This window comes from Nocardia fusca NBRC 14340 (assembly GCF_001618425.1).
GTDB classification, from domain to species: domain Bacteria; phylum Actinomycetota; class Actinomycetes; order Mycobacteriales; family Mycobacteriaceae; genus Nocardia; species Nocardia fusca.
In genome coordinates this window covers 96368-109768 of sequence record NZ_BDCU01000042.1, presented here as the reverse complement: position 1 = coordinate 109768, position 13401 = coordinate 96368, and the positions used below count along the sequence as shown (strand labels likewise).

The 13401-nt window shown below is 66.9% G+C and carries 1 protein-coding gene (running past one end of the window); it reads right to left on the bottom strand.

The genetic code is table 11. The features are described 5' to 3' along the window. Positions 1-13401, bottom strand: partial view of a glycosyltransferase gene (locus NF4_RS27240; protein WP_157120634.1) — the beginning only. It extends 20442 nt beyond the left edge of the window; 13401 of the gene's 33843 nt are visible here — the first part of the coding sequence; it begins with the start codon at positions 13399-13401; its stop codon lies beyond the left edge, outside the window.

The window sequence follows — 13401 nt, the reverse complement described above, 5'->3', positions numbered from 1 at the left end:
GAGGGAACGATGCTTTTCGATGTCTGTGCTGAACGAATCGAATCCGGTGAGGAACTTTTGCGCGAAGAGATCTCGATACCAACCCGGGACACCGAGTCCCGTCAACAATTTCCACCATGCATCCGGAGAAGTTCGATGCGCACCGCGCACAGCGAAGTATATCGAGGTGCGATCAACCTGCGCATCCGTGGCGAGTCTCTGCTGACTCACCCCCTCGGTCTCACAGTAGAACTTCAGCCATACGCCGGGATCTCCCGTGAGTCGCAGATCGATGATGGCGAAGAGCCAATCCTGCACAGGAATATGGTCGTGGGCCTCGAGGACCCTGGCACGAATCTCCGATCGCAGGGACTCGACAACGCTCTCGTCAGGCGATTCCACATGCAAGGCCACGCGCGCACGGAGGGCTTCGTCGAACTGTTGCAGCTGTTGGTCGAAATGGTCGGTGAGGTGGACATTATCCTGTCGCACCGCCGCTTTCAGCAATACCGTACCCTGCTCGCCGCCCCCGATCGGCGGAGCGCCACCGAGTTCGTCCGCGGCTCCCAACTGGAATTTGTCGAGTATCTGATCGCGCAGTACGTTCGGGAGCACGAGTGCGTCGAACAGCTTTGTCAAGATCGCCGGGGCGATGAGCTCCCCCGCCTCATTCTCCGCCCTCGTGATTGTCGTGGCCGAGACCCCGGATGCCCTGGCGAACTGCTCCATGCTGGTCCAGCCCGCGGCCTCCCGGAGAGCCGTGAGCAGCCGGGCGAGGCCGGCTCTGGTGCTCGGGTAGGCGTCGAGGCGGCGCGCCGGGTGGCGCAGGGTTGCCGAATCCGCGTCCGACAGCACGCTCAGTAGCAGGTCGACCGTCGAATCACCGAAGACTCCTGACTTCCGCTCATCCAGCTCACGCTTCTTCGCAGTGGCCGCACCAGACGGCGAGGTGAGTGCGCGGAAATACGCGCCCCGGGCTCCGGGCTCACTGCGCCCGAGCGCATTGACAACCTGGACAAGCAACGGCGCCGGTGCGCTTTCGACTACCTCGTGCAGATGAGGCAGCGAATGGGTATGAGCCAGGAGCTGCGGCCTGATGACGATATGACCGACGAACACATCCGCCCTGGCCTGATCGAGGATTTCGAGATAGCTGCGGACCAGCTCTTCATCATCCTCGGGCACCCTGAGGGTATCGCGCCAGGCTTGCTGAGCGCGGCCCAGGGCAACCGCGGTGACGGCGTGCGCAACCCAGGAGTCGTTCTCCACCGGTCCACGCCACCAGCCGCTTTCGCGCAGCCCGCCCAGTTCGGCCAGTACCTCCCTGTGGATGCCGGGTCCGAGCGCACGATGCACGTCACCCGCGGCAGCGACGAAGTCGAGGCCGCGGGCACGGCGTAGGAGATCGGGTGCGAGGCGGTCGGGGTCGCGAGCACCACCGCTGACATCCGGGCCCGGGCGGGGTGCGCGGGCTTTCGGTGGGGATTCGAGTGGCGTGTCGTAGTCGTAGACGATGGGCGCGACCGGGTCGCCCTGGGAGTCGAATTCTATGCCGTGGACGAGGTAGGGACTGGGCTCGTACGTGGTGGCCTCGAATTCGGTATCGGTGTCGAAGGCCGGGTCGACGAGGCGGAGGGTGCCGTGTTCGTTGACAACGAAGAACGCGTGGGCGGTGTCGCTGTTACGGGGTGTTGTGGTGACCCACATCCCGCGGCCGTGACCGGCGCGGCCCGCACCGGAATCGTCTCCCTCGATCGGGCGGGTCAGCAGGTCGGCGACGGCCTGTAGTCCCGCGTTCCGGCGGCCGCGGAAAACATTGTGCCCCTGCGCCAACTGAGACATGACCTGCACCGGCACGATATCGTCGATATCGTGCCCGGGCAGCAGCGGGGCGGCGGCCGGGTTTTCGGGGTGGTTGTGAACGACCGGCGGGCGGCCCTCACGATAGGGGGCGTACCAGGTGTTGATCGCTGCGCCGGACTGCCGCACACATCCACCGGCGACGGTCCGCGCCCGGCCTCGGCCGTCCGGGCCGGCGCCCGAGGCCACTCGATCGGCCTCGAATGCCATGGACAGTTCGAGCGGCCCGGGATGGTTCTGGGGGGTGTAGTCATCGAGTTCACCTGGATAAACAAGGGTCGCGGCCGGATCGGGGGTCTCGCGGATGGCCGCCCGAGCTCGGGCGCGTTCGGCATCGAAGCGAGTTTCCTGCCAGGGGGCCAGCAAATCGGCCTCGAGGTGGGCGGTTTCCAGGTCCATACCCGCGAGCATGCCCAGCGCTTCATAGAATTCGTGGCGGAGGAATTCGACATCGGAGCGCCGCTGCGCGGTCTGCTCGGCAGGGGTCAGAGCGATACCCCATTCGTCCGTCTCATAGGTGTTCCGGACGAGCCGGTCCCAGACGGTGACCATTTCCGGATGTCCCTGTGCCAGGCGGGGCGTGTCCTCCAGGAGCCCGGTATCGGAATCCAGCCGCCGGTACTCGTTCACGAAGGCGTGACTCTTGATGCCCTCGAGGTTGGCGAGGATCACTGCGGTGTCCGCGCCCTCCTCCGGGAAGACCGGGTCGCCGTGCTCATCACGCGCCTCGCGGATCGTGCGGGCAATGGCGTCGATATCGTGGCTATCGTTCCTGATACGTTCGAAATCGGCATCGGCTTCCGCTTGCACCCGGGCATCCACCGGGAAGTCGCGGAGCGCACCGAAAATGGACAGCCGCAGCTCGGAGGAATCCTGCTCATCGGCGTCGTCGGCGTGCAGAATGCCCGGTTCCCAGGTCGCGTCGGAGTGTTCGTTCAGTATCCCGACGACCACATCGCGTACGAATTCCGGATCGGGCCCGTCCGCAATCGCGGCGGCGATATCCGCGAATCGCCTACGCGCCGCCCGCCGCTGCCGGTGCTCGGCGTTCGAGTACACCGAGTAGTGCGCATCCCACGCCGCCCGCACGGCCTTATCCAGAGGTGTGCCGCCGAGCTCCGGCCAGAACCCCGGATCCCGGACGATATTGGCCGACCCCGGCAGTTCTGCCTCGAGCAGAGCCAGCTCTACCTCAGCGCAATGCAATTCGTGCTCCGCCCGAGCGAAGCTTTTGCGCGTCCGGTCGATGCCGTCCAGCTGGGCCCAGAGCGCACGGGGCGTTGAGCGACTTCCGGTCAGCGCGCTCTCGCTGCCCACGCTGCCCGCGGTATCGGTACCTGCGTTCAGATCGGCCCCCACCTCGGCCCGCAGTTTGGCCTCCTGGAGCTCCAGATTCTGCCGGAAATCCTCCGCCGAACCGGCTGATTCGCCGATCGGCTCCAGTCCGGCGATCTTGTGCATACGAAGGCTCGCGGCGTGCAGGGCCTTACGGGCGTTGAGATAGGCCGTCGACCATTCCGTTTTGTAATCGGCCGTGCGGGTGCGGGCGGCGTGATCCTGATCGGACAGTTTCAATGCGGTGATCTGGGCGATGAGATCGCCGCGCCGCAACCGCAGCAGCGCACGTTCGACACGGTCGATCCTGCGCCGGTGTGGAGCACCGGCGGCTACGGCGGCGTCGTTACCGGCGAGCGCGATATCGCGACGTTCGGTCGCTATCCATGTCGTGAGGCGGCCATTGAGGTACCGGGGGTCGTCGAGCGCGGCCACGGCCACGCGCATCATCTCGGGATCCCCCTCGGTCCGTTCCCGGATCTCGGCATCCAGGTCCAACCCGGCGTAACCCGTCAGGTCCCGCAGATCGGCCACGATCCGCCGACGACGCTCCGCCACCACAGCCTCGACCGCCTGGCGTACGTCGGCTACCCGGCCGCTGTGGAATTCCGCGCTCCCGGCCGTACCGACGGCCGCCGGCCGCACACCGGCCCGCGCCAAACGCTCCTGGCTCGAGTGGTATTCGATGGCGGCTTCATACATATCCGCTGCGGCGCGGAAGCGGGCGGCACGCCGTTCGACCAGGTACTCGACATCGGTCAAACCACCCTTGGTCTTGCGATCCGCGCCGTGGTCGATATCGCTGTGATCAGTGATGGCCATCCGGTTACCGATTTCGGCCAGGAGATCACCCACATCGCCGACCTCCGGATCGACCTGGTACTCGGTCGCGATCGCCCGCAACCGATCGTATGCGGCCTCGGCCCGATCCCGAGTCTTGTCGAGCGCTCCCCCCAGCTCGCCCCGGAGTTCACGCGTGGCATCCGAATCATCGAGCGCCAGAGCAGCTTCAGCAAGAATGCTATCCGTGAGCTCATTACGGTCACGCCAGAGCTCACGCAGCTGGTACTGGGGAACCTGCAGGACCCAGTTCGCCAGGTCGGACCCGGACGACAGCGTGCCCTGCCTCCGGATCTCGGCCGCACGCTGCTGGATCTCCGCGTCCAGCTCCCGGATGCGGGTGATGCGACCCGGTCCGGCGCCCGCACCGCGATCCGGTTCGATCAGCTGGCCTCCGGACTGCGCGGGCAAGTACCTGGGATCGGTGTTCGCCGTGGGGAGCAAGTTTTGCAGCTGGTGTTCCCAATCGGCTTCGCCGTTCGCCTCCCCGTGCATGATCTCGAACGGAGGCAGCTCCCCCCATGCCGAGAACCACCGTGCCTCGAACCGCTGTTCGGCCGCCTCGTGCCTGAGCAACTCCACATGACTCATCACCGTGTCACGGTCCAGGGGACAGCCGAGGGCGAGATCACGCCACGTTTCGGCGATCAGGTGATTCGCCCGGAACCTCGCGACAACACGCTCCCCGGTCAGGTCATCGATGAGATCGTGCTTGTTGAAGTACAAATGGTTCTTGACCGCACCCAATGTGTCCACATCGGACACTTCGAGGAGATGAGCGACGTCCTCGGGCGAGAGTCCGTGCGCCGCGGGATCCGCCGCGATCCCGGCGAGGTACGCGGCGATCCGCCCCACATCGGTATCGTCCGCGCGTGCCGCGTCGTACCGCGTCTCCGCCCATGATTCCCAGGTCGACGGATCCGACCCCTTGTCCGGTATGCGCGGCACCGCATCGCCGCGTAGCGCACCATCGACGAGGCGCATCGCGGCGCCCGGAGAGAGGTTGTCGGGATTGCGGAATACCATCCGGCCCACGGCCAATCCGACGGCGCCGGATTCCCGGACGGCCGCGACGACCTGCTCCATCGGAATGGTCCAGTTCGATCCGCCCGCGAACACCACCGGAACCTGCGAAGAGGCGACCACCGCCCGCATCGCAGCGAGGTCGGGCGTTCCGCCGATGGGCCTGTCCTCGGTGTCCACCGCCCCGTCAGGCCACTTCGGGATGCTCGTTTTCACGATATCCGCGCCCAGTAGCACCGCCTGACTGACAGCCGTGAGGACATGGTCGAGGTTGTCCGGCGAGATACCCGGGCCGCGTGGGTAGCTCATGATGATCAGGGGGATATCGGCCTCGGACAAAGCCCTCCCGAGCTCCGCGACCTCGGCTTCCTGCTCCGCGTTGTCGGGCGATCCGACATTCACATGGACACTCACCGCATCCACGTCGAGCCGCTGCGCCTCCCTGACGATACTTTCGGCGGAGCCGAGAAGCAGCTTGTGATTCGGGTCCGCGCGGAGCAGTCCGTCACCGTCGACATCCTCGCCGATGACGGGTCCACCGGTCACATGCAGGACCAGTCCGTCCGCACTTGTCCGAGCGAACCGTGACGCGTTACCGCGATGCAGGAACACGCCGTTGGCACCGTTCTCGAGAACGGCCCGGATGAGCGGACTGAATTCCTTTGCGTCCCGAACGACAGGACCGTCGGTGAGCGCGTGGTCCAGTGCGACGATGACAGATGTTCCGTCGTCATTGAAGAGTCGGGTCAATCGACGCCAGTAGCCGGAACCCCTGTCGGTGGAATATTTCAGGCCCTCCCACCGCGACTGGAGCAGCTGCCGGATGTCCTGGCCGGAGCTCGGCACGCCATGCTGCGCCGCCGTAACCGATTCCTGCCACGCTGATTCCGGCGAGGGAGTGACATCCAAGGTGTCGATCGCCGGGATCTCGAGCGGCTCGGACCGCGTTGCCTCGGCCGCGGACCACTCGTCAACGCTCCGTCGCGCGATCTCGAGCCGCCGGGCTATCCGGAGCAGGTGGAGTGGGCGCTGGTCCCCCGTGAACGGGTACCGGAGGTCGGGGCGGATCTTCTCGACCGCAACGACCAGTTCGTGCGGACCTCGATCGATGAGCTCCCGAATCCTGTGCTCGGTGAGATTCCCTGAAACGCCGGGCACCGGGCTCGCCAGCAGGCGATCGCATTCGGCTCGCAGCCGCTCGATTTCCCTCTCGATGGCGCCGTGGTGCCCGGCCGGATCAGCCAGTGCTTCGGCGATGATTCGAGCATGGCCGGGAGCCACCGCGCAACCGGCGTCGTCCAGCAGCGTGGCCCGCACCTCGCCCGTCGGTCGAACGGCGGCATCGAAGGTGTATGCGGTGCCGCGTATCCGGCCCTCGGGTTCCTCGACCCACAACCGGCCGGCGATATTTCGCACCAGGTAGACGCTGCGTTCACCTACGTCGGACTGTTGGGCGACCACAGCCGTCGAGCCGGGCCCGATATCCAGCAGTTCCCGGCCGAGTGCGGTGTAAGCGTCGCGATAGCCCTGCTCTGACGTGCCGAACCGATCCAGCGAGCCACGGAATGCCGCTGCCGACCCACGATCGCTGCGCTCCGGCCCGGATTCCCCGACCGGCAGTTCCATATCTGCGCGTGAGTAGAGGTCCCGGACTCGCTCCATCACCTCCGCGACCTGTTCGTCGGCCGAGCGCGTGCTGCCGCGGTGCGGAGGTACCGCGTCCTCATGGGCACCGAACGGCTCATCCCCCAGTTCGAGATGAGGCCGCGCCGGGTCGATACCAGCGAACCACAGCTGATCTCGCAGCGTCACCAGGAAATCGTCGTAATTTCTTGCGGTGGAATCTGTTTCGGCAAGATATCGACGCAGTGTCGCGCGTGTGATCGCAGCGATCGCCTGCGGACCGTCCACGATGGCGGGACGGATCCGGTGATACACCTCCCGAAGGCGGCGGTGGAGGTCGAGCGAGTCGTTCTCATCCGCATCCCGCAGGACGCGAAGCGCCTGCACGACTTCCGGCGCACCGGTTTCGGGCAGGTCGAGACGCCGCGCCTGCCGGACCAGCTCGCGCTCGTACGCGCTCAGCCGCTCGCGACCCACCGGTGTATTGTCGGCGTCGATATACGGCCTCGCCCGAAGCAGTTCGACCATCTTCCGGCCGTCCGGCAGGTGGAGTAGTAGTTCGAGGTCCCGCAACCGGCGCCTGATCTCGACCGCCGGTATTGCCGAGAACCCCACCCCGGGGCATTCCGGCACCGGCTGCGCGCCCACCGGAAACTCATGGGTGAACCCGGCCGGATGGTCCGCCTGGAACCGGGTGATATCCCGCAGCGTCTGCCCCAACGCCACGTGATCCTCGACCGGTATCGCCAATGTCGCGGCGCCGGAGGCGGTGGTGCGTTGGTCGAATTCCCCTCTACCCCAAATGAATTTCGGCAAATGCGCGCGCAACGCGGCAATCGTTTCCTGGGTGCCGGAAACCCACAGGTGATAGTGCGGATCGACATCCTCCCGCCACGCGGTCGGTTCGACCGGCACTGCGATCTCCGGAGAACCGCTCTCGACGGCCTCGTGATACAGCCGCGCGGCTTCGGCCTCGAACGCCTCTCGGGATGACGCCACACCTACCGGTAGCGGCGCGGCCAGGCGCGACACCACATCTCGTGAGATCGTCTCGAGGAAGTCCCGTAACGGCTCGGTCAGCGTATTCATCTCTGCGGCAGCCACACCGGAGCGCTCGACAGCGGCGATCGCCCCGGAGGCGAGCTGGACGATCTGATCGGGAACCGCCAGATCCGCGTCCAGCGTGATCTTCCACTGCCTCCGCTCGCCGGTCGGGTCGCGCGGATCCTGGACGTAATCGAAGTCCACACCGGTGTGCCACGAATCGCTGTACACGATCCGGATATCGAGCCTGTCGAGAACATCGCGTATTCTCCGGCCTGGCTCGTCGCGGCGCAGCGCTTCCATGAGCGGGCCGCCCGTCAGCCGCATGGTCCAGTCCTCGACCGCAGCGTCATCCAGACCGGACTCCGCGAGGGCATCGGTCAAGTAGCCGGACAGACCGGCAATCTGCTCCGGGAGCTCCAGGCCGGCATCCAGCACGATCTGCTTCTGCTGCCGATAACCCGAGGGCTCCCGCGGATCGTCGAACTCCTCGACACGATAACCGGGCGTATCCAGTAGATCGTGCACGATCGTGATGTCGAGGAGACCGAGCAGTTCGAGTACACCCCGACCGGATTCGTCAGCACTCAACGCCTCCAGGAAGGCGTCCTCGGCTGAGAGTTCCACCGTCCGCTTCTGGTCTTCGGGCATCTCCGCCCCGACGGGCGACGTAGAAGTTTCCGTGCCTCCTGCCGGTTCCGGCACGATCAAGGCCCGGACATCGATGAACTTCCAGGCGTCGACCGGGATGACATCCTGCAGGAGCATCCCCGACCGGTTCCGGCCCCCCGTGATCTCCTGGACCAGAAAGCTGCCGCGCACGTTGCTCACCAGATGGATACGGAGTTTTCCCTGGTCATCCGCGCTGGTGCGCGACCGGTCGAACACCACCGCCGCCGCATTATGGTGCCGGAGCTTCGCGTCGAGCTCTCGGTATGCGTCACGGAATCCGCCACTCGCATCACCGTATCGGACGAACTCGGCCCCGAAGGCGGCAGCGACGGCACTCTCGAGGTCGTCGGATCCCCGGTCGAATTGTGATATCGGGAAATCTACCCCCCTCTCCCCGGCCCACACGGCGATCTCGCCCAGCGGTGTCCGGTCCCGCATACCGCTCGTGACATCCACAGCACCGAGCCGAGTATCCCCACCGTCTGCTCCCAGCCACGCGATCTGCTCGGAGAGTTCCGGCTCCCCTACCTCCGCCGGGTTGCCTTCCGCGTCGACGGCGTTGCCCCCGCCGTCGTGCAGGATCGCGAAAACACCGTTTACATCGCCGAACCGGCCGGCGATCAGTCCCGAGGAGATCAGGTCGTCGAGTCGCCGGCCATGGATCAGCGGATCGGCCGGATCGTCGACCATCACACGGCCGTTCTCGTCCAGAACCAGCCCGAAGGTGTGCGCGCAGTATCCGTCCTCGTCCTCGGTCTCGCGGCGCACCACCACTACAGCGGACTTCGCCGGATGTTCTTCGTCGGCCACCAAGTTCCGGATTTCTCCCAGGTCGAACTCGGTGTTCTCGCCCGTCCCGTACTCGCGCAGCACAGCCTTGAACGACCGCTGCACGGCAACGCCACTCCGGCCCGGCAACTCATCCGACTCATCGAACTCCGAGACCAGATCGTCGCCGGCTCTACTCCGGTTGACCCGCTCCCATTGCAACACCGCAAAACGCCCCCGCAAAGCATCCGGACCACCCACGATGGTGTCCGCCCCCTCGGCGGGCACCTCCGCCGTGCCGTCGTAGGGCACGGCCTCTTGCGCCGGAACATCGTCGAGCGAGCGCCGGTTCTGCTCCCCCGATTCGGCGGCCTCGACCGACGCCGCTCGGCCAGTGGAAGGGGTTTCATGCTCGCCGTGGACGATCTTCCGGCCCGCGGCGTTCGCCTTGGTTGTGTCGTCGGATGCAGGCTCTTGGTGTTGTTCACGGGATCCGAAGGTCTGTGAATCCTCGGGGGGCGCGGAGAGGCTGGGCTCGGCTGCTCCGGTCAGCCCGATGAGTTCCCGGACCGCGCGGTAGCGACGGAGTTTCGCTTCGTCGGCATCGCCGCCTACGAGGTCGCCCGCTCGCCGGGCCGACAGGTTCTCCGTCACCAAGCTCCGCGTTGCGGGATCCTGCGACTCCAGCCACCGATCAACGGCTTCCGCGCCGACGACCTTGCGGACATGGGCGAGAACCGCCGCCGTTCCGACCTCCGTATGGGACACGAGCCACCGCGATATCGCCTTGCGCTCTTCGTAGAAGGGGTTCTGCGCCTTCCTGAGTTCGCTCGGCGACAGAGCGGATTCGGCCACCATGCCCTCGACGGGACGCACCGCGGTCCGCCGCATCAGCTCACGCATTGCCTCCGGATCGGTCTCGATCCCCTTACCCGTCAACTCCTCGACGGCGGCGGCGAGCGCCGCATCGAACGTACCGTCACCGCGCAACCACGATTCGCGGATGATCAGCCACTGTTCCTCCGGTGTGGGAACGCCCCGGGCGAGGGTGTGCGCCAGCGCACCGACCGCACCGAGTACCTGCTGCGAGGTCGTACCGCCAGGTTCCCCGGCGAGGACCTCCGGCAGGGATGCTGCTGCGACCGGCGTAGCACCGCGGGCCTCCGATCCCGCTCCGCTCAGTTCCTGCAACACCGCCCGGTGTTTCGGTTGCAGTACCCGCAGTGCCCGATCGAATACCTCCGGTGCCGACCGCGCCACCGCACGCACCAGCTCCAACGCCTCCACCTGGGATTTCGCCACACCGACCGCGGGCGCCGCGCCGAACGGAGTCCCGACCGCACCCGTCAGGCCTGCGAGGCCGGTGTCCGGCCCGGCTTCCGCCTGCCGAGCCCCGGCCTCGGCAGCAGCCCGCGCGCCCGTGGCTGGTTCCGGGTCGTCACCGTCCACCCTGCGCGCCGGCTCATCGTCGGGTCCGGTTTCGACCACGACGGTCGGGTCCGCCGCATCTTGTATCGCCGCATCCACGCCGGCAGCGGCGACGACCTCCTCCGGCAACTGTGGGTCCAGCCGGTGGCGGGCCGTTCCGTCTACCACCAGCCCTGGACGGACCGCCGCCGATGTCGCGTCATCCCCGGTATCTGCGCCTACATACCCCTGCCCAGCACCAGGATTCGAACCCTTCGGAGCAGGCATACCGGACCCGCGCTCCGGTCGGCCGGAACCGGAGGCCGGAACCGGGCGCGTCGGGACACCGTCTCCGCGGATACCGGCGACGAACGTCCGCTCGATACCGGTGCGTGCGGTGAAATCGAACGGTGCGGGCCCGTGCGATACCCCGTCGGCGACCATCACCGTATCCTCCTCGAGATACAGCGCATACGGTCGCGCGTTCACTCCGTTCGCATCAGTACTCCCGAACTCCTCGACCACCACCAACGTGCCACCCGGACCGAGCTCCTCCAGCAATTCCCGCAGGTGCTCCGGCGTCGACCTTTCCCGCCACTCCTCCTGCTCGATATCACGGCGCTGGTCGGCCAGATCCTCCAGCCGGGCCTTCTCCCGGGCCGCCCGCGTTGTGAACTCTGCGGCCGACCGAGCCCCCGCGGCCAGTTCTGCCGCACGAGCCTGCCGCCGGGCCGACTGCTTCTCCCGGATCTGTTCGCCCAGCATGTCGGCGTAGGCCGTCCAGCGGTCGGCGTCGGACAAGCCCTGCGTATCGAGACTCCGGGAACGGGCAATACCCGCCAGCTCCGCCTCGATATTCGGGCCGGGGTCCCGCCCGGCCGCCAGTCCGGCCCGCACCCGGCGCAACTCTTCGACCTCGGCCCGCACAGCTTTGTCACGCTGCCGTGCCTGCTTTTTCGCATGCCGGGCCATACTGTGCCCGATACCCGTCAACCGGCGTTCCTCGCCGCGGGCCAGCCGCTGCAACCGCCACGATTCCTGTTTCGGCGTCGCTCCCCGCTCGATTCCCGCCCGGACGAAATTCCCGTCGAACACCTGCTCCAGCGCCCGCATATCCATACCGGCCGCGTCCACCGGCCCGGGCGACTCGATCAAACCACCCGGATGCCGCCGCGCGAGCGTATTCGTCAGCGCCGCAATCACATCAACAGGCTCACGACCGTTGCCAACCGGTACTGCACCGGTCACACCCGGCGGCACGCCGGAACCGCCCTCGGCTCCACCGGCGCCGGAATCCGCCACGGAATCCGCACCGCCCCCTTGCTCGGAACCCACCGCCGCGGAATCCACCGTCTCCGCATCGCGGCCGCCCCACGCCCGCTCACCGTGCTCGCCGGCTCCCGAAGACCGGTCCCCCGCCGCCACACCGAATCCGGTGCCATCCGCCTCCGAACCGAGACCGGGTTGGCCCTTCCGCGAGCTGTATTCGTTTGTACTCGAGGCTGAGTCATTCATCCGCGAACCGGAGTCGTCGAGGTCGGCGCCATCCCGCGCACCGGCATCGGCATCCCGGGCAGCCCACTGCTCGTCTGCCTCGGAAAGGGCGCGGCCCGCCAAAACATTCGGATCAGCACCGACGGCACCCGCGCCGACCCGCGTCCCCACCTCGCCGGCGGACGACGATCCACGCACCCCGGCTTCCGAACTGGCCAGCGGACCCGCTTCGCCGCCGCCCGGCGGCGCCCACCGGTTCTCGCCTCCCGGAACACCACTACGCTCCGGATCGCCGGCACGGGCCGAAGCCTCGCTCGGCCGCCCCTCCGGGCGGGCCTCTTCACCCGGAGCCGCCCCCAGATCCGGATTCCCCACCCGAACCCGCCGATAGTCGTCAGGGGTGATCGGCCTACCTGAATAATCCCCACCACCCAGCCACCCGTAAGCCATGCTCGGCGCAGCGCCGGCGAGCGCACCGGTCAACGACCGAGGATCGACCGACCAGTTTCCGGTCATTCCCCCCGATATCCCCCACGCGGCAGCCGCACCCACCAGCTCCGCCCCCGATCCCACCAACCCACCACGAGCCAACCCACCCCACCGGTCCGCCCCCAACGGCAACCGCGAAACCCCCCGAACCAACCCCTGACCCGCCACACCCGCCGCCACACCAGCCCCCGCGGACACCACCGCATTCGTACCGAGCGCACCCCAGTCCACGCCACTCTGGTAGCCGTTGTGGATCAAATAGGACTGAACCACCACCTCCTGCACCGTCCCCTGCGCGAACTCCTCGAACCCCTCCTGAATCGCCTCGTACAAAAAATGCGACGATGCCGTCCGCAACCCCCGATCAACCAGCAGACCCGGCAACTTCCCCCGAATCCACGCCGCCAGCCGCAAACCGATCATCCGGAAGAAATATCTGGTCGCCGCAATCGCCGTCGCCTGCGCCAACGGACCCGCCGGCCCCAACGTCAACGCCCAGATGAGCTCCGCAGCCAACCACGTCAGCCCGATAAACCCGTTCAGCTTCGCCGCAACGATCTCGCCACCGAACTCATGAATACTGTCCGCCAGACGACCGAACTCTTCTCCCGTACGTTCGATGTCGTCCCGCACACTGCGCAGTTCGCCGAGGATCGCCGCGCCGCCGTCGCCGTGCGGATACGCCGCTTGCACTGCGCCGATCGCTTCGTCGATCCGCGCCAACTCCTCGTCGAGGAGCTGGCGTTTCAGCTCGTCGAAGCCCTCCCGCATGACCTCGGCGAAATCCTCGTTCCCCACCGGGATCTCACTACCACCCACCCAGCCCAGCAGACCCGCCAAATCCGCGGGAGGAAATGGAATAGCCAC